Origin of the sequence: Cupriavidus sp. U2, from assembly GCF_009663685.2 — a bacterium.
Taxonomy (GTDB): domain Bacteria; phylum Pseudomonadota; class Gammaproteobacteria; order Burkholderiales; family Burkholderiaceae; genus Cupriavidus; species Cupriavidus necator_C.
Genome location: NZ_RCOG02000019.1, coordinates 23,224 through 44,149, shown reverse-complemented (window position 1 = coordinate 44,149; position 20,926 = coordinate 23,224). Strand labels below are relative to the sequence as shown.

Annotated in this window: 17 protein-coding genes; 9 read left to right on the top strand and 8 right to left on the bottom strand. The window is 67.5% G+C overall.

Annotated features, from left to right (window positions below):
- Nucleotides 1-6 precede the first annotated feature (6 nt).
- Complete coding sequence (locus D9X30_RS15535) at nucleotides 7-1,131, bottom strand: acyl-CoA dehydrogenase family protein (RefSeq protein ID WP_153949420.1); 1,125 nt, start codon at nucleotides 1,129-1,131, stop codon at nucleotides 7-9.
- Nucleotides 1,132-1,148: 17 nt separating this feature from the next.
- Nucleotides 1,149-2,342 (bottom strand): acyl-CoA dehydrogenase family protein, encoded by a 1,194-nt coding sequence (locus tag D9X30_RS15530; RefSeq protein ID WP_153949421.1) that lies wholly within the window; start codon nucleotides 2,340-2,342, stop codon nucleotides 1,149-1,151.
- 222 nt (nucleotides 2,343-2,564) lie between these two features.
- Between D9X30_RS15530 and D9X30_RS15525 the strand changes: the two genes are divergently transcribed.
- Together D9X30_RS15525 and D9X30_RS15520 are read left to right on the top strand one after the other, a co-directional pair.
- A complete protein-coding gene (locus D9X30_RS15525; RefSeq protein WP_249640979.1) occupies nucleotides 2,565-4,094 on the top strand; it encodes a class I adenylate-forming enzyme family protein in 1,530 nt (509 codons plus the stop codon).
- Nucleotides 4,091-5,074 (top strand): tripartite tricarboxylate transporter substrate binding protein, encoded by a 984-nt coding sequence (locus D9X30_RS15520; RefSeq protein WP_488772687.1) that lies wholly within the window; start codon nucleotides 4,091-4,093, stop codon nucleotides 5,072-5,074. Before D9X30_RS15525 ends, D9X30_RS15520 begins: the two co-directional genes overlap by 4 nt.
- A 92-nt stretch (nucleotides 5,075-5,166) precedes the next feature.
- Here D9X30_RS15520 and D9X30_RS15515 read toward each other — a convergent pair whose 3' ends face one another.
- Nucleotides 5,167-5,961, bottom strand: coding sequence for an enoyl-CoA hydratase/isomerase family protein (locus D9X30_RS15515; RefSeq protein ID WP_153949423.1), 795 nt, complete (start codon nucleotides 5,959-5,961; stop codon nucleotides 5,167-5,169).
- A 172-nt stretch (nucleotides 5,962-6,133) separates the two neighbouring features.
- On the opposite strand from D9X30_RS15515, the gene D9X30_RS15510 reads away from it, so the two are divergent.
- Complete coding sequence (locus tag D9X30_RS15510; protein WP_153949424.1) at nucleotides 6,134-7,036, top strand: LysR family transcriptional regulator; 903 nt, start codon at nucleotides 6,134-6,136, stop codon at nucleotides 7,034-7,036.
- 42 nt (nucleotides 7,037-7,078) lie between these two features.
- Here D9X30_RS15510 and D9X30_RS15505 read toward each other — a convergent pair whose 3' ends face one another.
- The 4 genes from D9X30_RS15505 to D9X30_RS15490 all read right to left on the bottom strand — a co-directional run bounded on the left by D9X30_RS15505 (nucleotide 7,079) and on the right by D9X30_RS15490 (nucleotide 12,084).
- Nucleotides 7,079-8,611, bottom strand: a complete 1,533-nt coding sequence (locus D9X30_RS15505; RefSeq protein WP_153949425.1) for a class I adenylate-forming enzyme family protein — start codon at nucleotides 8,609-8,611, stop codon at nucleotides 7,079-7,081.
- A 166-nt stretch (nucleotides 8,612-8,777) separates the two neighbouring features.
- Nucleotides 8,778-9,740 carry a Bug family tripartite tricarboxylate transporter substrate binding protein gene (locus tag D9X30_RS15500; RefSeq protein WP_153949426.1) on the bottom strand — a complete coding sequence of 321 codons (963 nt, stop codon included), beginning with the start codon at nucleotides 9,738-9,740 and terminating at the stop codon, nucleotides 8,778-8,780.
- Nucleotides 9,741-9,886: 146 nt separating this feature from the next.
- The gene (locus tag D9X30_RS15495; RefSeq protein ID WP_153949427.1) at nucleotides 9,887-10,873 is read right to left on the bottom strand and encodes a tripartite tricarboxylate transporter substrate binding protein; all 987 of its coding nucleotides are present in this window, start codon (nucleotides 10,871-10,873) and stop codon (nucleotides 9,887-9,889) included.
- A 23-nt stretch (nucleotides 10,874-10,896) separates the two neighbouring features.
- Nucleotides 10,897-12,084: a CaiB/BaiF CoA transferase family protein gene (locus D9X30_RS15490; protein WP_153949428.1), complete on the bottom strand. Its 1,188-nt coding sequence runs from the start codon at nucleotides 12,082-12,084 to the stop codon at nucleotides 10,897-10,899.
- Nucleotides 12,085-12,296: 212 nt separating this feature from the next.
- Between D9X30_RS15490 and D9X30_RS15485 the strand changes: the two genes are divergently transcribed.
- From D9X30_RS15485 to D9X30_RS15460, 6 genes are all read left to right on the top strand, one after another.
- Nucleotides 12,297-13,856, top strand: coding sequence for a long-chain-fatty-acid--CoA ligase (locus D9X30_RS15485; RefSeq protein WP_153949429.1), 1,560 nt, complete (start codon nucleotides 12,297-12,299; stop codon nucleotides 13,854-13,856).
- Between the two features lie 66 nt (nucleotides 13,857-13,922).
- Complete coding sequence (locus D9X30_RS15480; RefSeq protein ID WP_153949430.1) at nucleotides 13,923-15,107, top strand: lipid-transfer protein; 1,185 nt, start codon at nucleotides 13,923-13,925, stop codon at nucleotides 15,105-15,107.
- 9 nt (nucleotides 15,108-15,116) lie between these two features.
- Nucleotides 15,117-15,572, top strand: coding sequence for a MaoC family dehydratase N-terminal domain-containing protein (locus tag D9X30_RS15475; protein WP_153949431.1), 456 nt, complete (start codon nucleotides 15,117-15,119; stop codon nucleotides 15,570-15,572).
- On the top strand, nucleotides 15,569-15,985 hold the full coding sequence (locus D9X30_RS15470; RefSeq protein WP_249640978.1) for a MaoC family dehydratase: 417 nt from the start codon (nucleotides 15,569-15,571) through the stop codon (nucleotides 15,983-15,985). The genes D9X30_RS15475 and D9X30_RS15470 overlap by 4 nt, the downstream gene beginning before the upstream one ends.
- A gap of 23 nt (nucleotides 15,986-16,008) precedes the next feature.
- Nucleotides 16,009-16,839: an SDR family NAD(P)-dependent oxidoreductase gene (locus tag D9X30_RS15465; protein ID WP_153949432.1), complete on the top strand. Its 831-nt coding sequence runs from the start codon at nucleotides 16,009-16,011 to the stop codon at nucleotides 16,837-16,839.
- 28 nt (nucleotides 16,840-16,867) lie between these two features.
- Nucleotides 16,868-18,016, top strand: a complete 1,149-nt coding sequence (locus D9X30_RS15460; RefSeq protein ID WP_153949433.1) for an acyl-CoA dehydrogenase family protein — start codon at nucleotides 16,868-16,870, stop codon at nucleotides 18,014-18,016.
- 56 nt (nucleotides 18,017-18,072) lie between these two features.
- Here the strand turns inward: D9X30_RS15460 and D9X30_RS15455 are convergent, their stop codons facing one another.
- Complete coding sequence (locus D9X30_RS15455; protein WP_228771041.1) at nucleotides 18,073-20,844, bottom strand: winged helix-turn-helix domain-containing protein; 2,772 nt, start codon at nucleotides 20,842-20,844, stop codon at nucleotides 18,073-18,075.
- Between the last annotated feature and the right edge of the window lie 82 nt (nucleotides 20,845-20,926).

Sequence of the window (20,926 nt, the reverse complement as noted above, 5' to 3'; positions counted from 1 at the left end):
TGCGGATCAGGCCGCGATGGGGGCGATAGGGGCCATGGAGGCGTTGTAGCGTTCCATGTGCAGGTCGGTGTCGCCGAGCAGCACATCGGTCATGGCCAGCGCCTTGAAATAGTCGCCAACTTCGAGTTCGTCGGTCATGCCCATGCCGCCATGCAGCTGCACGGCCTGCTGGCCGACAAAGCGTGCCGCGCGTGCGGTGACCACCTTGGCGGCCGATACCTTGCGGCGGCGTTCGTCGGTGTCGGTGGCATCCAGCCCCTGCGCGGCCACGTAGGCCATCGACAGTGCCAGTTCCTTCTGCAGCAGCATGTCGGCCATGCGGTGCTGCAGCGCCTGGAACGATGCCAGCGGCTTGCCGAACTGCTTGCGCGCACCCAGGTATTCGGCGGTGATCTCGATCAGCCGCTCCATCGCGCCGGCCGCCGCCGCGCACTGCGCGGCAATGCCGTGGTCGATGCCGAGTTCCAGCCCCTGCAGCCCGTTGACGGTGACCAGCGTGGCCGGCACATCGGTCAGCTTCAGGTCCGCGCCGGTCAGGCGGTCGATGGTCGGGTAGGCGGTCACCGTCAGCCCCGGCGCGTCGCGGCTGACCAGGAACAGCGCCAGCGTGCCATCGAGCTTTGCCGAGACCAGGTAGGTATCGGCCGCACCGCCATGCCACACCACCGACTTCGCGCCGCTCAGCACGTAGCCGTTCGGCTCGCGCTGGCGCGCAGCGGTCTGCGCCGCGTCCAGCCGATAGCGCGTGGCGGGTTCCAGATAGGCCAGCGCCAGCACCTTGCTGCCATCGGCGATGGCGGGCAGCCATTCGGCCTGCTGCGCGGCCGGCGCATGGTGCGCCAGGATGGCCGTGGCAATGGCCGCCGGAATCACAGGCTCCTGCACCAGCCCGCGGCCCAGTTCGCGTTGCACCACCACCTGGCTGGCCGGGCCCTCGCCAAAACCGCCGTGGTCCGCCGGAATGGTCAAGCCCAGCACGCCCATGTCGGCCAGTTGCCGCCACGTGGCGCGGTCGAAGCCGCCCTGCTCGCGCGCATTGCGGCGGCGATGTTCGAACGAATACTCGGATGCGACAAAGCGGCGCAGGCTGTCGGCCAGCATCTGCTGTTCTTCGCTGTAAGTGAAATCCATGCCTGTCGTCCCCTGCGTTAGAAACCGATGATCATCTTCGAGATGATGTTTTTCTGGACTTCGGTCGAGCCGCCGTAGATCGTGGTCTTGCGCATGTCGTAATAGGTGGATGCGGCGGGCGCGGCCCAGTCCGGGCCGCTCACGGGCTGCGGCACGCCGGGCTCCAGCCAGTCCGGCGAATACGGCCAGCCATTCGGGCCAGCCACTTCCATCTGCAGCATCGCAATGTCCTGCTGCAGTTCGGAACCGCGAATCTTGACGATCGACGCCTCGGGACCGGGCGTGCCGGCTGCCTGGGTGGCAACGCGCAGCAGCAGCATTTCAAGCGCCAGCAGATCCATCTCCACGCGGGCGATCTTGTCGCGCATGCGCAGGTCCTCGATCAGCGGGCGGCCCCGGCCGTCGGTGGTCTCGGCCGCGTAGTGCCGCAACTGGCGCAACTCGCGATAGCAGTGGCCGATGCCGGCAATGCCGGTACGTTCGTGTCCCAGCAGGTACTTGGCGTAGGTCCAGCCCTTGTTTTCCTCGCCCAGCAGGTTTTCCACCGGCACCTCGACGTCCTCGAACCAGGTCTCGTTCACGTCATGGCCGCCGTCCAGCGTCTTGATCGGCCGCACCGTCACGCCGGGCGACTTCATGTCGATCAGCAGCATCGAGATGCCTTCCTGCGGCTTGGCCTCGGCGTCCGTGCGCACGAGGCAGAAGATCCAGTCGGCAAAGTGGGCCATCGTCGTCCAGGTCTTCTGACCGTTGACGATGTACTTGTCGCCCTTGCGCACCGCGCGGGTCCGCAGCGATGCCAGGTCGGAGCCGGCGCCCGGCTCGGAATAGCCCTGACACCAGAAGTCTTCCACGGTCGGGATGCGGGGCAGGAAGCGGGCCTTGTGCTCGGCGCTGGCGTACTTCATCAGCACGGGGCCGATCATCGTCAGCCCGAACGGCAGCATGCGCGGCGCGCCGGCGCGAAAGGTCTCGATCTCGAAGATCAGGCGCTGCAGCGCGTTCCAGCCCGTGCCGCCCCACTCGGTGGGCCACGTCGGCGCCCCCCAGCCCCGGGCGTGCAGGATGCGGTGCCAGCGCACATAGTCGTCCTTCTCCACGCGGCGATGGCCCAGCACCTTGTCGCGGATGTCGGCGGGCAGGCTGGCCTGCACAAAGGCGCGGACTTCCTCGCGAAAGGCTTCTTCTTCTCTTGTGAAACGCAGGTCCATGAACTGTCTCCGGTCAGTGAAAACGATTCTATGGGCGTGTACGCCACGCTGGTTCGAGATTGCCGAATCCAGCCTTCCGGATACCGAAATGCGCGGCCGCCGCATTCCGCAGCGCGGTTTCAGGCCAGCGAAGCCGGCCCTTGTGATTTACGAATGGCGCCTGCCCGGCTTTGGCGCCATGCTGCGCGAACCTCTTCATCGCATTCAGCAAGGACGGCTAGCGTGACGACCCGGATTCATGAGTTGCTTGACCATTGGTTGGCCGAGGCCCCCGATCAACCGTTTCTCCACCTGCCGGACGGCCGCAGCCTGAGCTTTGCCGACCTGGGCGCGCTGACGGACGCGGCCGAGGCGGAACTGCGCGAACTCGACGTGCGGCCCGGTGACCGCGTGATGGTGGTGGCCGAGAACTGTCCCGAGCACGCTGCGCTGATCCTGGGGTGCAGCCGCGTGGGCGCGTGGTCGTGCGGCGTCAATGCCCGCATGGCCGATGGCGAGATCGATGCCTTCGCCGCCCGTGCCGATGCCCGGCTGGTGTACTTCACCGCCGCGGCGTCGCGCGCCGCCGCCGCGCACGCGCAACGCTTCGGGGCCGTACCGTCGGCGCTGCCGGGCGTGCATCGGTCGGCGGTGCGTGCCGATGCGCTGCAGGAGCCGGCGCCGCTGCGCGACGACGTGGCCGCCCTGATCTTCACATCGGGCACCACGGGCGAGCCCAAGGGCGTGATGCTGACGCATGACGCACTGATCCATTTCGCCCGAGTGACGCGCGATGCCCGCGCGCTAGGGCCTGCCGACCGCAGCTATGCCTTCGTGCCGATGACCCATATCTTCGGCCTGGGCACGGTGCTGCTCAGTTCGCTGCTGGCCGGCGCGCAGCTGGTAATGCGGCCGCAGTTCGATCCCGCCGATCTGCTCGACGCGCTGGCCCGTCACGGCGTGTCGCAGTTGCAGGGGCCGCCCACGCTGTTCTCGCGGCTGCTGGCTTACCTGCAGGAACAGGGCATCGCGCAGCCGGTGGCCCCGGCGCTGCGCTATCTCTATACCGGCGCGGGTCCGCTCGACCTGTCGCTGAAGACGCGCGTGGAAGCCACGTTCGGCCTGACGCTGCACCATGGCTATGGCCTGTCCGAATACGCGGGATCGGTCCATGTGACGCGTCTGGGCGAGCAGCGCGCCGATACCAGCGCCGGCTACGCCGTGGCCGAGGCCGAGGTGCAGGTGACAGATCCCGCCACCGGCGAGCCTTTGCCGCTGGGCCAGCGCGGCGAACTCTGGCTGCGGGGCAGGGGGCTGATGCCAGGCTACTTCCGCGATGCGGCGGCCACCGAAGCGGTGATGCGCGAGGGCGGCTGGTACGCCAGCGGCGACCTCGGCGAGATGCATGCCGATGGCGCGCTGTTCGTGGTCGGTCGCCTCAAGGAGATGATCATCCGCTCCGGTTTCAACGTCTACCCGGCCGAGGTGGAGGCCGCGCTCAACACCCATCCGAGCATCCAGCGGTCAGCCGTGGTGGGCGTGGCCGAGGGCGACGGCAACGAGGAGATCGTCGCCTTCGTGGAATTGCGCCCCGGCGCGGCGCTGGAACCGGAGGCGTTGCGCAGCCACCTGCGCGGCCGCCTGGCGCCGTACAAGCGGCCCGCGCGCATCGTGGCGCTGGCCGAACTGCCCACCAATAACAACGGCAAGATCCTCAAGCGCGTGCTGCAGGAGCAGGCCGGTTCGATGTCGACCCAAGGAGACCCAGCATGAACCCATCGTCCGCCATGCGCAGGCGCCTGTTGGCCGCCGGCCTGTTCGGCGCCGCGGCGTACCCGTTTGCGTCGTTCGCCACGGAAACGTGGCCGGCCAAGCCCGTGCGCGTGATCGTGCCATTTCCGCCTGGCGGTCCGGTGGACAGCACCGCGCGCATCTTCAGCCAGAAGCTGGGCGAGATCTGGAAGCAACCGATCGTCATCGACAACCGCGCTGGCGCGGGCGGCACCATCGGCGCCACCATCGCCGCCAAGGAAGCCCCCGATGGCTACACGCTGTTCCTGGGGTCGATCCATCACGCGGTCAACCCGTCGCTGATGGGCAAGCTGCCGTACGACATCGAGAAGGACTTTGCGCCGGTCAGCTTTGCCGCGATGTTCCCGGTGTTCGTCGTCGCGCATCCGTCGGTGCCGGCCAGCAACATCAAGGAGCTCATCGCCTACGCCAAAAGCGGCCACACGCTGGCCTACGGGTCGTCGGGCAATGGCGGCGGCACGCACCTGGCGGGCGAGCTGTTCAACATGGAAGCGGGTACCAAGCTGCAGCACGTACCATACAAGGGCAGTGGGCCAGCCATGAATGACCTGCTGGGCGGCCAGGTGCAGCTGATGTTCAGTGACGCGCCTACCGCGCTGCAACATATCAAGTCGGGACGTATCAAGGTGCTGGGCGTGGCCAGCCGCAAGCGTTCGGGGATGTTGCCCGACGTGCCGACCGTGGCCGAATCGGGGCTGCCCGGCTACGAAGCCTATTCCTGGGCCGCACTGTTCGCGCCGGCCCAGACGCCGAAGCCGATCCTCGACAAGATCAATGCCGATTTCAACGTCGCCATGAAGGACGCCGGCGTCAAGCAGCGACTGCTGCAGGCTGGCGCCGAAGCGGACGCCGGCACGCAGGACCAGATGCGCCAGCGCCTGCACAGCGAAATCGAGAAGTGGCGCAAGGTGATCCAGACGGCGGGGATTACGGCGGGGTGAGCGTCAAGCCAATGCGATATCCGCCGTTATGCGCTCCCCTCTCCCACGCCGTGGGAGAGGGGAGCAAATCCGAGGGAGATGGCAGCAAAACATCAGGCAGCCGAACTTGGCCACTGGAACAGCGGCGGCTCTTTTTCCTTGAAACGGCGCACGGCCTCGTGGTGGTAGTCCGTGGTAAACGCGATGCCCTGGCCGAGCGATTCCAGCTCCAGCATGGCGCGCACGTCTGCGCCGTTCGACTGGTTCAGCGCCCGCTTGGTCAGCGCGAACGCCGTCGGCGACGCCCCGGCCAGTCCGCGTGCCAGCTGCCCGGCGCGTACGTGAAGCTGGTCCTGTTCGACGATCTCGAACACGGCGCCAATCTGCCGGGCTTCCTCAGCGCCGACTTCGCGCGCGCTGAAGACCAGGTCCCGGGCGCGTGCCATGCCCACCACGCGCGGCAGCGTGTACAGTGCGCCGCAATCGGGCACCAGGCCGACCTTCATGAACGGCATGCAAAAGCGCGCACGCGGCGTGGCCACGATGAAATCGGCCAGCAATGCCAGGCTGAAGCCGGCGCCGTACGCCACGCCATCCACTGCGGCCACGACCGGGCGGTCCAGATCGACCAGCAGGGCGATCCAGCCGTGCAGGTCGTCCATGCGATTGCGCCCGGCGTCGGCGGCGGTGACGTTCATCGCGCGGATATCGCCGCCGGAGCAGAAGTCGGTGCCGGCGCCGCGCAGCACCACGGCACGCACCGTACGATCGGCGCGGATCTGCTGCACGGCTTCGCGCAGGGCGTCGCGCATCGGACCGTTCAGTGCGTTCTTGTTCTGGGGGCGGTTCAGCGTCAGCGTGGCAATGCCGTCGGCAATGTCCACCAGCAGGGTCTGTTCTTCTGCCATCGGGTGTCTCCATGAGGGTTCGATGGCACAGCTTGACCGATGCGCGGCCGCGCGGCTATTTGCATGTTTTGAATCCGGCATTCGCCGGCAGTGAAGGCCTCTCGGTAATTGCGAGAATGGAAAAAGTGCCGGCGTTCAGGGGATAATCGCTGGTTACCCTGGAGACAACGACATGCGCTTCGATCTGGTCGATCTGAATCTCTTCACGCATATTGCGGAAGCCAGCAGCCTGACCCGCGGTGCAGAACGTTGCCACCTGTCGCTGCCGGCGGCCAGCACGCGCATCAAGAACCTGGAAGAGCAGGTGGGCGTCAAGCTGCTGAGCCGCAGCAGCCAGGGCGTCAAGGTCACGCCCGCCGGCGAGACGCTGCTGGCCCACGCGCGCCGGGTGCTGCGGCAGATCGAACAGCTCAGCGGCGACCTGCAGGAGTACGCGTCCGGCATCAAGGGGCATGTGCGGGTGTTCGCCAACACCACGGCCATGAGCGAGTTCCTGCCGGGGGTGCTGCGTACGTACCTGGTCAATCATCCCGACGTGACCGTCGATATCCGCGAGCGGCTCAGCCCCGACATCGTGCGGGCCGTGCAGGAAGGCATGGTCGATATCGGCATCGCCGCCAGCGGCGTCAACATGGACGGGCTGGAGGTGATGCCGTACCGGCTGGACCGCCTGGTGCTGGCCACGGCGCTGAGCCACCCGCTGGCCCAGCGCAAGCGCGTGCGGTTTGTCGAGACGCTGGACTACGACTTCATCGGCCTGCCCGAGGAAAGCGCGATCCACAACTTCCTGAAACGCGCCGCCTCCGACCTGCAGCGCCAGTTGCACTGGCGCATCCAGGTCAGCAATTTCGAGACGGCGGGCCGGATGATCGAGGCCAATGTCGGCATCGGCGTGCTGCCGGAGAGCACCGCGCGCCGCCATGCGCAGACCATGGCGCTGAATATCGTGCAGATCGAGGACGACTGGGCCGAACGCAAGCTGCAGATCTGCGTGGCGGACCTGGACGCGCTGCCGGTCTTCGCGCGCAAGCTGGTGGACCTGCTGGTGGAAGACGGCACCGGCAACCCCGCGTGACAGCCGGGCATCCGGGTGCCCGGGGTGCTTGGGTGCAGAACGCTAGGCCATCTCGGCGACGATGCCGCGCAACTGGTGCTTGTGCAGCTTGCCGCTGGCAGTAGTGGGAATGGCCGGTACGCGCACGATCTGCGCGGGCCGCTTGTACGGCGACAGCCGCTCGGCAAGATAGGCGTGCAGTTCGGCGGCATCGAAGGTCTCGCCCTCGCGCAACTCCACGAACGCCACGATCTCCTCGTTGCCATCGGCGGCGGGCCGGCCAACCACGGCGGACATCCGCACCGACGGGTGTGTGTTGATGACCGATTCCACCTCGATCGGATAGACGCTGAAGCCCGAGCGGATGATCAGATCGCGCGTGCGCCCGACGATATACAGCGCGCCATCGGGCCCCAGCCGGCCGATATCGCCAGTGTTGAGCCAGCCGTCGGGGCGCAGGGCCTCCGCCGTCTGGACGGGGTCCCGATAGTAGCCGCGCATGACGCCGGGGCCTTTCACCCATAGCTCGCCAGCCGTGCCCGGTGGCACCGTTTCGCCGTTGGCATCCACGATGCGCAGTTCGGCCCCTTCGACAATCTCGCCGGCCGAGCAGTCGCTGCGCGGGCGGTCCATGCGGGTGATGAACAACGAACCCGCGTATTCGGTCATGCCATAGCCATGGTGCAGCGGCTGACCGAAGACGGCTTCGACGTTGCGCTTGAGCGTGGGCTCCAGCGGGCCGCCGCCGGTATAGAGATAGCGCAGCCGTTTGGGGTGCAGCGTGGCGATGCCGTGCTTCTGCAGGTGCACCAGGATGCGGCTGAACATGGCCGGCACGCCCTGCAGGATGGAGATCGCGTCGCGTTGCAGCGCGGCGCAGGCGTCGGTGACATTGAACCGGGCCACCAGGTACAGGCTGCCGCCGCCCTGGAAGGTAGCCAGCAGCAGCGTGGCGAGCCCGAAGATATGGGACATTGGCATCACTGCATAGGCGCAGTCGCCCGGCCCGATCCTGCGGGTGTCGGCCGTGACCCGCGCATAGTGCAGCAGGCCACGATGCGTGACCATCACGCCCTTGGGCTGGCCCGTGGTGCCCGACGTGTAGATCAGCGCGGCCACCTCGTGCGCCAGCGCCTGCGGCTCGCGCTCGCTGCGCGCGTCCACATCGGCAGCCATCAGCGGCCCCAGCCCGGGCGGGGCGATCTCGCGGGCGCGGTAGCGCAGGCCATGGCGCAGCGCATCGGGGGAGGCGGCGTGCGTGAACAGCATCAAGCGAGGTGTGCAGTGTGCACGGATTTCCTCGATCTCGCGCGCCGTCAGCCGGGCGTTGGTCACCACCGGCCAGGCGCCCAGTTCGGACAACGCAAAGACCAGCGTGATGACCGCCAGGCAATTTTCGCCGGTGATCATGACCCGGTCTCCGGTGCCGACGCCCTGGTCCTCCAGATACTGCCGCGCCAGCCCGACGCCTTCCCAGAGCTGCGCAAAGCTCACCGTGCGCTCGCCTTCATGCACGGCCACGTGGTCGGGCGCATGGGCTGCCCAATGGCGGGGAATGTCGCTGATGCGATTCGCGATGGCTCGGTCCTGCGGCATCTCGCTCAAGTCCTTTGCAGAGTGGATTTCGGAGTGGCGCCGACCCCGCAGTCACACGGATGCCGGCTCGTCGCAGTGTATGGGCAGCCACGGGGCCGCGCAATTCGTCATCGGGAAAGCGGTACTTCGCCGGGGCGGAACGGCGCGCCGCGGGGGGCGGGCTAGGTTATTCCACCTCGATCCTGGCTGTCTTGACCACGTTGCCCCACAGGGCCAGTTCCTTCTTGATACGGTCCTGCAGCGGCGCGGGGCCGGTGATGTTCAGGTCGTAGCCGCCGTCGGCCATGCGGGCGCGGAACGCCGGGTCCTGGCCCACGGTCTGCTGAGCCTTGACCAGCCGGTCGGTCACGTCGGCAGGCATGCCGAGCGGGCCGACCAGCCCGTACCAGCCAGTCAGGTCATATTGCTTGAGCCCGGACTCGACCAGCGTGGGCACCGTTGGCAGCGCGGCGTTGCGGGTCTTCGACGTCACGGCCAGCGCGCGCACCTTGCCGCCCTGGATATGGCCGATGGCGGTGCCGGTGATGTCGAACATGAACGTCACCTTGCCGCTGATGACGTCGGCCATGGCCGGTGCGTTGCCTTTGTACGGCACGTGCAGCATCTTCACGCCGGTCATCTGCGCCAGCAGTTCGGCGGACAGGTGGTTCGAGGCGCCGATGCCGGCCGAGCCAAAGCTCACATCGCCCGGATGCTTGCGCGCATACGACACAAGTTCGTCGACGTTCTTCGCCGGGAAGTCCTTGTTGATAAGCAGGACGTTGGTGTAGTCGGTAATCAGACCCACGTAGGTGAAGTCCTGCGCCGGCTTGAAACTGACCGATTTCTGGATCAGCGGCGTCATCGTCATCGTGGGGCTGGCCACGAAGTAGAGCGTGTAGCCGTCGGGCTTGGCGCTGGTGGTCATGCCGGCCGCGATGGCGCCGCTGGCGCCGGCGCGGTTGTCGACGATGACCGGCTGCTTGAGCACGCGGCCCATGTAGTCCGCATAGATGCGCGCGGCGGTGTCAACGGGGCCGCCAGGCGCATAGCCCACCAGCAGCCGCACCGGGCGCGAGGGATAGGTGTCGGCCAGAGCCGCTCCGTGGGCCAGCGCCAGCACGGCGCCGGCAAGCATGATTCGCAGCATGGTCTCCTCCTGTTTCTGTATCAGGCTGTTGTTGGGGAGACTTTGCGGCACGCCCGCCGGTCAGGCAATTTGCATTTGTTGAAGGTGGGCTTTGTTGAAGCGATAGCGGGCGCGCCGGCCCGCTTCCCGCCTTGCCCGTGAGGGCTTCAGTCAAGCTGGATGCGTGCCGTGCGCACGATTTCCGCCCATTTCGGGGTGTCGTTGCTGACCACCGCGGCCAGTTCGGCCGGGCTGGAGGCCACCGGCTGCAGGCCCATGGCGGCAAGCCGCTGCGACACTTCGGGCTGCTTCACGATGCGGCCGATGTCGGCCGCCAGCCGGTCGGCAATCGGCCGCGGCGTACCGGCGGGCAGGAAGATGCCGAACCAGCCATTGGGCTCGAATCCGCGCAGGCCGGCCTCCGAGAACGTGGGGACGGCTGGCAGCGCCGCGTGCCGCTGCGTGCCCGTGATGCCCAGCACGCGAAACTTGCCGCCGGCCAGGTAGCTGTTGGCCGACGTGACATCGACAAACGCGGCATCCACCTGACCGCCAAGGATGTCGCTGACCAGCGGCGCCGCGCCCTTGTACGGAATATGGATGATGTCGATGCCGGCCTGGATCTTGAACTGCTCGCCATGCAGGTGCGACGACGTGCCGTTGCCGTACGAGCCGTAGCTGAGCTTGCCGGGGCTGGCCTTGGCCAGCGCGATGAATTCGGCAAGCGTGCGCGCCGGCACGCGCGACGGCACCACGAACAGGTCGGACGAACGCGCTACCAGCGACACGGGCAGGAAATCCCGCTCCACGTTATATGGCATCTTCCGGTACAGGCTGGGCGACTGGATCATCGCGGTGATGGCCAGCAGCAGCGTGTACCCGTCGGGCGCGGCCTTGGCGACGATGTCGTTGCCGAGAATGCCGCTGGCGCCGGGCTTGTTGTCGACCACCACCGGTTGCTTCCAGGCCTGCGCCAGCTGCTGCCCGATCAGCCGCGCGATGGTATCGGCACCGCCACCCGCCGGATACGGTACGACCAGCCGTAACGGCCGGCCTGGATACGTGCTGTCGGCCCGGACGGGCCAGCTTGCCAATGCCGCCGCGCCGCCCAATGCCGCGGCCTGGCCCATCCAATGTCTCCTGCTGTGCTGCATGTCAGTCTCCCAGGTCTGGTCTTTTATGTCGCGTCGCCCGGCGCGATGACGCCTGCGCGGGCCAGGACGGTGACTTCGTCGTCGCCATAGCCCAGCTCGGCCAGGATGGCCCGGCTCTGTTGCCCAAGCGTCTCGCCGGCATGGCGATAGGCCGGCGGCGTTGCCGAATAGCGCACGGGATGGGCAATCTGCGGCAGCGTGTCCGCATCGCCCGGGTCAGTGACGGGCACATCGACCACCATACGGCGCGCGCGCAACTGCGGATGGCAGGCCGACTCCTCGAGCGTGAGCACGGGTTCCACGCAGCAGTCCACCTTGGCAAACACCGCGCACCAGTGCGCATAGGGTTGGCTGCGGAACACGTGGGCGATCTCGCGCTTCAGGCGCGGCATGTCGGCTTGCGCCAGCGCGAACCATTCCGGATGCCCCATCGCATGGCAGAAGCGTTCGAGAAACTGCGGTTCCAGGCTGCCGACGGAGAAATGCCGGCCGTCCGCCGTGGCGTAGTAGTCATAGAAGGCGCCGCCGTTCAGGCGCTCGGACCCCGGGCGCGGGGCACGGCCCCCGGCCAGGTGGGCCGCACCCGACATGGCGTTCAGGCTGAACGCGGCGTCGGTCATGCTGACATCCACGTGCTGGCCCTCGCCGGTGCGGTGCCGGTGCGCCAGTGCCGCCAGGATGGCCACGCTGGCGTGCAGGCTGCCGCCCGCGATATCGGCCACCTGGATGCCCAGCGGGGTGGGATGGTCGTGGCCGTTGTAGCTGGCCGCGCCGGCAATGGCCAGATAGTTGATGTCGTGGCCGGCGCGGTCGCGGTAGGGACCGTCCTGCCCGTAGCCGGTGATCGAGCAGTAGATCAGCGCCGGCTGGATGGCGCGCAGCTGCTCGTAACCGAGACCCAGACGGGTCATGACGCCGGGCCGGAACTGCTCGACCACGATGTCGTGCGTGCGCAGCAGCCGCTGCACGATCCCGACGGCCTCAGGCTGCTTGAGATCCAGTGCCAGCGAACGCTTGTTCCGGTTGAGCCAGGCGTGGACGGCCGATACGCCATGCCGTTGCGGTGCCAGCCGCCGCACGGGATCGGCACGCGTGGGCGCCTCGATCCGGATCACGTCGGCGCCCAGGTCTGCCAGCGCCAGGGTCGCGAACGGCCCTGGCAGCAGCGTCGAAAAGTCCAGAACCCTCAGCCCTGCCAGCGGTCCGCTCATGCCCGTGTCACCCGTGTGTTGAAGTCCGGCCGATTCTTTCACCGGGGGCAGAGCCTGTCTTGGTCCGTTCGGACCAATCGCGCCGCAGCATGCAAATTGGTTCGTTCGGAGCACGACACGGCGCCGGGGCGTCCGTACAGTCGGTGCCCAGGACATGACATCCACCGCCAGGCCATGCATCTGGCGTTCGCATCACATCAAGGAGGCGACACATGTATCTGACGCAGGGGCTGCATCGCTGCATGCAGCAGACGCCGGACAGCCGTGCCACCGTTTTTGGCGGCCGCACCCGTACGTTCCGGGCATTGCATGACCGCGTGGCGCGGCTGGCCGGTGCGCTGCGGGCGCTGGGCATGGCGCCCGATGATCGCGTGGGCATGCTGGCGCTGAACTCGGACCGCTATATCGAATACATGCTGGCGGTGTGGTGGGGCGGCGGCGTGCTGAATCCGGTCAATATTCGTTGGAGCGTGCCGGAGATCGTGTATTCGCTGGACGATTGCGATACCGGCATCCTGATCGTCGACGACCAGTTCGTGCCGATGGTGGCCGGCATCGTGGCCGCGGCCAGGCGGCCGCCGCGTGTGATCTACGCCGGCGAGCGCGAAGTGCCCGACGGCATGCTCGACTACGAGGCGCTGATCGCCGGGGCCGGGCCGGTGGCCGATGTGTTCCGTGGCGGCGAGGATCTGGCCACGATCATGTACACGGGCGGCACCACCGGCAAGCCCAAGGGCGTGATGCAGTCGCATCTGAATCTCTGGGCATCGGCGGTCTCGCGCATGGCCGAGTTTCGCACCGGGCACGGCACCTTCGTGTCGCTGCATGTGGCGCCGCTGTTCCACACCGCTGCGATGGCGCGGGCTGTCGGGCATATCGTGGCCGGCGACGTGCAGGTGATCCATCCGGGCTTTGCCCCGGCGGCGGTGCTGCAGACCATCGAGCAAGAGCGCATCGAGGAACTGATGATGGTGCCGACGATGCTGCAGGCCGTGCTCGACGATCCGTCCTTTGGCGACCACGACCTGTCGAGCCTGCAGCGCATCTACTACGGCGCCTCGCCGATTGCGGCCGGGGTGCTGGACCGCGCCCTGGCGGCCATGCCGGACATCGCGTTCTATCACGCCTATGGCATGACCGAGGCGTCGCCGGTCATCAGCGTCAATCCCCCCGAAAACCATGGCCCGGCGGGCCGCGCCAGCGGCCTGTATCGCTCTGCGGGGCGTGCCGGCTTCGGGGTGACGATGCGCATCGTCGATCCGCAGGGTAACGAGCTGCCGCGTCATCGCGTGGGCGAGCTCATCGTGCGCGGCGCCAATATCACGCGCGGCTACTGGAACCGCCCGCAGGAGACCGCGCAGGCGCTGCGCGACGGCTGGCTCTACACCGGCGATGGCGGCTACATGGACGACGACGGCTACCTGTTCATCGTCGACCGGCTCAAGGACATGATCGTCACTGGCGGCGAGAACGTCTATTCGGCAGAAGTGGAGAGCGTGCTGTCGCTGCATCCGGAGGTGGCCAGCTGCGCGGTGATCGGCATTCCCGACGAACGCTGGGGCGAGGCCGTGCATGCGGTGGTGGTGCCGCGCGCCGGAATGTCGCCCACCGACGTGGCGTTGCGCGAGCACTGTCGTGCGGCGCTGGCCAGCTACAAGTGCCCCAAGAGTTTCGAGTTCCGGCAGGCGCTGCCGCTGTCGGCCGCCGGAAAGATCCTCAAGCGCGATCTGCGCGAGCAGTACTGGCAGGGACAGGCACGTCAGGTGAGCTGAACCGCTTTTACCCGATTTCCCCGATTCCCCCGGTTTCACGAATCTCCAATCTTCAAGGAAACGAACATGAGCAGGAAAGTGTTGGTTGCAGGCGTCGGCATGATTCCGTTCACCAAGGCCGGTGCCAGCGATGACTACCCGATCATGGGTGCCAACGCGGCTCGCGCGGCGCTGGCCGATGCCCGCGTCGATTACGCGCTGGTGGAGCAGGCCTACGTGGGCTATGTGTACGGCGACTCCACGGCCGGCCAGGCCGCCATCTACGGCGTTGGGCTGACCGGCATCCCGGTCATCAACGTCAACAACAACTGCGCCACCGGATCGACGGCGTTGTTCCTGGCGCGCCAGGCGGTGGCCAGCGGCGCCATCGAGTGTGCCATCGCGGTGGGCTTCGAGCAGATGGTGCCCGGTGCGTTGAAGGGCGCCTATACCGACCGTCCGTCGCCGATGGCCCGCTTTGTCGATGCCATGCAGGCCATCCAGGGTTTTGATGAAGCCGCGCCGCGTGCAGCACAGTTCTTCGGCGGCGCAGGCCGCGACTACATCAAGGAATACGACATCCGGCCCGATACGTTCGGCCGCATCTCGGTCAAGGCGCGCCAGCACGCTGCCCGCAATCCGTTCGCGGTGTTCCGCAATACGGTCACGCTGGAAGAGGTGATGGCGTCGCCGACCGTGTTCGACCCGCTGACGCGCCTGCAATGCTGCCCGCCCACCTGTGGCGCGGCGGCGGCCATCGTGTGCTCCGAAGACTTCGCGAAGCGGCACGGCCTGGATACGCGCGTGGCGATTCGCGCCCAGTCGATGACCACCGACCGCAACAGCACGTTCGATGAAGGCGACATGCGCAAGGTGGTGGGCTACGACATGACGCGGGCCGCCGCGCAGGCCGTGTACGAGGCATCGGGCGTGGCGCCCACCGACATCGACGTGGTGGAGTTGCACGACTGCTTTACCGCCAACGAGCTGATCACGTATGAAGGGCTTGGCCTGACGCCCGAAGGCACCGCCGAGAAATTCATCCTCGACGGCGACAACACGTATGGCGGCCGCGTGGTGACCAATCCATCCGGCGGCCTGCTGTCGAAGGGGCATCCGCTTGGCGCTACGGGCCTGGCGCAATGCGCCGAACTGGTGTGGCAACTGCGTGGCCAGGCCCAGGACCGGCAGGTGGCAGGCGCGCGACTGGCGCTGCAACACAACCTTGGCCTTGGCGGCGCCTGCGTGGTGACGCTGTACGAGCGTCAGTAGGAGCCCCCGATGCTGGACACGAAACATATCGGCACGGTGGTGTCGCGCCACGTGGCCGAGGTCGAAGCCGGACGCCTGCGCTTCTTCGCCAAGGCCACGGGTCAGGCGGACGCCCGCTACACCGATGCCGAAGCCGCCAAAGCCGCAGGGTATCCGGGGCTGCCGGTGCCCCCGACATTCCTCTTCTGCCTGGAAATGGAGGCGCCGAACCCGCGTGCCACGCTGGACCTGCTGGGCATCGATATTGGCCGCGTCCTGCATGGCGAACAGGCATTCCGCTACCACCGCATGGCGTTCGCCGGCGAGCGGCTGCACTTCGAGATGCGCATCGCGGACATCTACGAGAAGAAAGGCGGGGCGCTGGGCTTCGTGGTGCGCGAGACGCGCGTCACCGATGCCGACGGCGCCGCCGTGGCCGACCTGCGCAGCGTGGTCGTGGTGCGCAACAGCCAGGAGGCCGCGTGAATCCGGTTCGATTCGAAGCACTGGAGGTGGGCAGCACGCTACCGCCGTTCACTGCCGAGCCGCTGAGCCGGCTCACGCTGGCGCTCTACGCCGGGGCATCCGGCGATCACAACCCGATCCACGTCGACACCGACTTCGCCAGGCGCGCCGGCATGCCCGATGTGTTTGCCCACGGCATGCTGTCGATGGCCTATCTTGGCCGCCTGTTGACCAACTGGGCGCCACAGCACGCGATCCGCGAGTTCTCGGTGCGCTTCGCGGCCATCACCCATGTCGGCGATGCGGTCTCGTGCACGGGCGTGGTCACGGAGAAGGACGAGGCGACGGGGACGGTGCGCATCGCACTGACCACGCGCAATCAGCAAGGCGACATCAAACTGACGGGCGAGGCGCTGATCGCGCCTGACCGCTGAACATCAAAAGGGAGACAACACAAATGAGCAAGCTCAATGGCAAGGTTGCCATCGTATCGGGCTCGGGCCGTGGTATTGGCCGCGAGATTGCGCTGAAGCTGGCCGGCGAGGGTGCCGCCGTGGTGGTCAACGACCTGGACGCCGAGCCGGCGAATGCCGTGGTGCGCGAGATCGTGGCGGCAGGCGGGCGGGCCGTGGCCTGCACGGGCAGTGTCACCGAGGCAGACTTCGGCCAGCGTTTCGTACAAACCGCGCTGCAGTCGTTCGGCGCGCTCGACATCATCGTCAACAACGCCGGCTATACGTGGGACAACGTGATCCAGAAGATGACCGACGAACAATGGTCGTCGATCATGGATGTGCACGTGACGGCACCGTTTCGCATCCTGCGCGCGGCGGCGGACCATTTCAAGGAGACCGCCAAGGCGGAGGCCGAGGCCGGCCAGGAGATCTTCCGCAAGGTGGTCAATATCTCTTCGGTGTCGGGCGTGATGGGCAATGCGGGCCAGGCGAACTACTCGGCCGCCAAGGCCGCCATCAACGGGCTGACCCGCGCGCTGGCCAAGGAGTGGGGCCGCTACAAGGTCAACGTCAACAGCGTGGCCTTCGGCCTGATCAAGACGCGCCTGACCGAAGCCGTGGCCGGAGACGGCAACAACTCGACCATCGACATCGCCGGCAAGGAGATCAAGGTGGGCGTCAATGCGCAGTTGATGAAGAACGTCGAGGCGATGATCCCGGTGGGGCGCGGTGGCACGCCGGCCGAGGCCGCCGGGGCGGTCTACCTGCTGTGCATTCCGGAGTCGAACTACATCAGCGGCCAGGTGCTGGTGGTGGGCGGCGGACGTCCCTGAACCGCGCGCAACGCAAAGGAGCACTGCCATGCCGACAAGCCAGAGCCCGTGGATGACGGAGGATCTGTCGATATTCCAGGACGCGATCCGCAAGTTCATCGAGCGCGAACTCGTGCCGCACGAGGAACGCTGGGGGAAACAGCAGCATGTGGACCGCGAAACCTGGCGCAAGGCCGGCGAGGTCGGCATGCTCTGCGCCAGCATTCCCGAAGCCTATGGCGGCGGGGGCGGGTCGTTCGCGCATGAAGCGATCATCGCCTACGAGCAGGCGCGCGCCATGGCGACCAGCCTGGGTACCAACGTGCACAGCGCCATCGTGGCGCACTACATCCTGCGCTATGGCTCCGAGGCGCAGAAGCAGCGGTGGCTGCCGAAGATGGCCGCCGGCGAGCTGGTCGGCGCGATTGCGATGTCGGAGCCCGGCGCCGGATCGGACCTGAAGAGCGTCAAGACGCGCGCGTTGCACGACGGCGCACACTATGTCATCAACGGCTCTAAGACCTTTATCTCGAACGGCCTGCTGGCCGACGTGATCCTGGTGGTGGTCAAGACGGACCCGGACAAGGGCGCAAAGGGCGTGTCGATCGTGGTAGTGGAGACGGCCGGGCTGGAGGGCTTCCGGCGCGGCCGCGTGCTGGAGAAGATCGGGCAGAAGGGGCAGGACACCGCCGAGCTGTTCTTCGACAACGTGCGCGTACCCCGCGAAGACCTGCTTGGCGACGCAGAAGGGCGTGGCTTCTACCAGCTGATGCAGCAGTTGCCGCAGGAACGCATGGTGATCGCGCTGGGCGCGCTGGGGTCGATGGAGCGTGCGCTGGAGACAACTGTGGCCTACGTGCGCGACCGGCAGGTCTTCGGCGCGCCGTTGCTGGAGATGCAGAACACGCGTTTCAAGCTGGCCGAATGCAAGACACACGCCACCGTGGCGCGTGCTTTTGTCGATGACTGCATGGGCAAGGTGCTGCGCGGCGAACTGACCGCCGAGACCGCGGCCATGGCGAAGTGGTGGTGCACGCAGAAGAGCTGCGAGATCATCGACGAATGCCTGCAGTTGCACGGCGGCTACGGCTACATGGCCGAGTATCCGATCGCGCGGCTCTACGTCAACGCGCGCGTGGGCAAGATCTACGGCGGGTCGAACGAGATCATGAAGGAACTGATCGCGCGGACGTTGTAGGCGGACGGGGCTTTCCTCCCCTCTCCCGCCTGCGGAGAGGGGAGCGATTCAGCGAGTCAATCCAGCAACCCCCTCGCGCGCGCAATCGCCACCACCTCGGTACGGCTTTGCGCGCCAAGCTTGGCGCTGATGCGGCGCAGGTGCGATTTCACGGTCAGTTCGGAGACGAAGAGCTTTTCGGCAATCGCGCGATTGCGGTGGCCCAGCGACAGCATCCGCACGACGTCGAGTTCGCGGGCCGTCAGCGCGTCGAGGCCCGCGTCCGGTGCGGGCGGGCTCTGGAATGGCGACGGGGCGGCCGTGCCAGTGTTTTCCGACATGCCCATGCGCGCCAGCAGCGCCGGCACGAACGTTGCGGCCACGCCCGACATCGTGCCGCCGCGTTGCGCGGTCCTCCACCGCTGCAGCAGGCCGGCCAGCCGGTCGCCTTCGTCGACGAAGGTGCGGATCAGTCCCTCGTGGCTGGCCACGCGCAGTGCGGCGGTCAGCGCGTCGAAGGCGGCCCGTTCCTCGCCCACCGAATCGAGCGCCATCGCATGCAGCAACCGCAGCTTGAGCAGGCGCCAGTGGCGCTGCTGTGCGGCAGCCGTGGCGATGGCGGCAGCCAGTGCATCGCACACCGCGCGACTGGCGCCGCGGGCAACGTCGAGCCGCCAGCGCCCAATCGTCGGGGTATCCACCTCATTGCCGTAGCCGGCCTCGTCGAGGGCTTCCCATGCGCCGTGCGTCTGCGCGGCATCGAGCGACTGCGCGGCGGCATCGAGTGCGCCGTCGAGCGTGGCCACACGAGCGCGCTCGAGCCACGCCGAGCAGATCGCCCGCTGCGATTGCACCTGGCGGCCCAGTTCATCGAGTTCGTGCAGGCGGCGGTGCCAGACGTCGCGGTCGCCGCGCGCCAGCGCAATCCGGGCGCTGAGGATATGGCAGGTCGTCATCGAATCGACCGGGCCGGTCATCTTGGCAAACGGCAGCGTGTCGTTGACAAAGCGCGCCGCTTCATCGATCTGGTCCGATTCATAGAGCAGCAGCCCCAGGATCACGCCCGCCGCGGCGCGGCCGCCGGTGACCGCGTCCGGACGCTCCTGCCACGCCTGCTGTGCCGTGCGCAGCCGGGCCATCGAACGTCCCAGCCTGCCGTGGATCAGGTCGATGATGCTCTCCAGGCAGTCGGCCACGCTGCGCAGCAATGCGGCCCCGGGCGCGGCCCCGAGCCGCCCGCCGGCACCGGCATGGGCCAGCACCTGGCGCGCTTCGTCGTGCCGGCGCCCCGACACCAGGCCATACGCCACCGAATTGGCCAGCATCCAGTACTGGAACGAGTCGTCGGGTGGCAGGCGGTCGAGCAGCGGCAGACCGGTGCGGCGGCAGGCATCGATCTGGTCCGTCATCGCGAACAGCACGCAGCGTAGCGTTTCGGCCTGCAGCTGCACCGCCTCGCGTGCCGCGTCGGCGATCGTGTCGTCTGCAATCTGCTGCACGGTGGCCATGGCTTCGTCGAAGCGGCGGTTCAGCAGCAAGGTCCATGCGGCGCTGATACGTACGCGCGGGTCGGCGGTACGCAGCTTGTCGCGGACCAGATCGAACCAGCGGGACAGCAGCCTGACGCGCCCGTTGTTGAGCAGGGCGTCGGCGTGCTGTGCCATCAGTGCGATGGCTTCGTGGTGCAGGCCCGCGCGCAGCAGATGGTCGATGGCAGGGACGGGCCGGTCGGCCGCCAGATACCAGCGCGCCGCCGCCGCGTGCAGCGCGGTTTCCCGTGCCGGGTCGAGCGCGTGCAGCCGATGCTGCAGGAAGCTGGCGAACAGGCTGTGGTAGCGGTACTCGTCGTGCTCGCCGTTGAGCGGGAACAGGAACAGGTTGTTGCGCTCCAGCGTGGCCAGCATGGCCTGGCTATCGGTGCGGCCCAGAATGGCATCGCACAGCGGCGCCGACAGTTGCGACAGGATGCTGGTTTCCAGCAGGAAGCTGCGCACCGCGTCGGTCTGCCCGCCCAGGATGTCCTCGGCGAGATACTCGGCCAGCTCGGTGTTCGAGCCCGAAAACGACGAGACAAAGCGGCCGTAGTCGGTGCGCTGCCGCAGCGACAACGTGGCGAGGAAGATGGCGGTCGCCCAGCCCTCGGTATGGCGGTGCAGCCTGGATACCTCCGCATCGCCGAGCGGAAGGCCGCATTTGTCGCGGATGAACACCGTGGCTTCGGGCAGGGTGAAGCGCAGTGCGCCAGGCTGGAGTTCCAGCAGGTTGCCTCGGGCGCGGAGGCGGCCCAGGCCGAGTGCAGGCATGGTGCGCGAGGCCACCACCAGCGTGCCGACGGGGGGCAGCGATTCCAGCAGCAGCTGCACGAAGTTCAGCACGGATTCGCTCTGGACCGTTTCGAAGTCGTCGAGCAGGATCGCGAACGGTGCCTTCTGCGAACCTACGGCGGCAATCACGCTGGCCGCCAGCCGTTCGGCGGAGGCCGATGCCTGCGGCGTGTCGGGCGCGAGGGCGCGGAGCCCGGCGCCAAGGTGCCCCAGGAAGCGCGGCAGGTCGTTGTCGGCGGCATCCAGCCGCAGCCACGCCGTGGTGTGCCCCAGCGACTGCCGTGCGGCCACGTATTGCTGCATCAGCGTGGTCTTGCCGAAGCCGGCGGGCGCACGGATCAGCACCAGCCGCGCGCTGTGCGCGGCCAGCATGCTGTCGACCAGGTGCGGACGTGCCAGATGGGAATCGGCACAGGCCGGTGGCACCAGTTTCGACGCAACAATCGTCGGCATCGTCGGCATCGCCTGTGGCCTCGCGGTGCCGTCGGCGTCGTGCCGCCGCGCACCCGGCGGGCTGGGCTGCATGGCGGAGGGTCTCCTGGATCGATGTTCTTGTGGCCGCGATTGTTACATGGGTTTTGCGCGCATGGATACCCGGGGCCGCCCC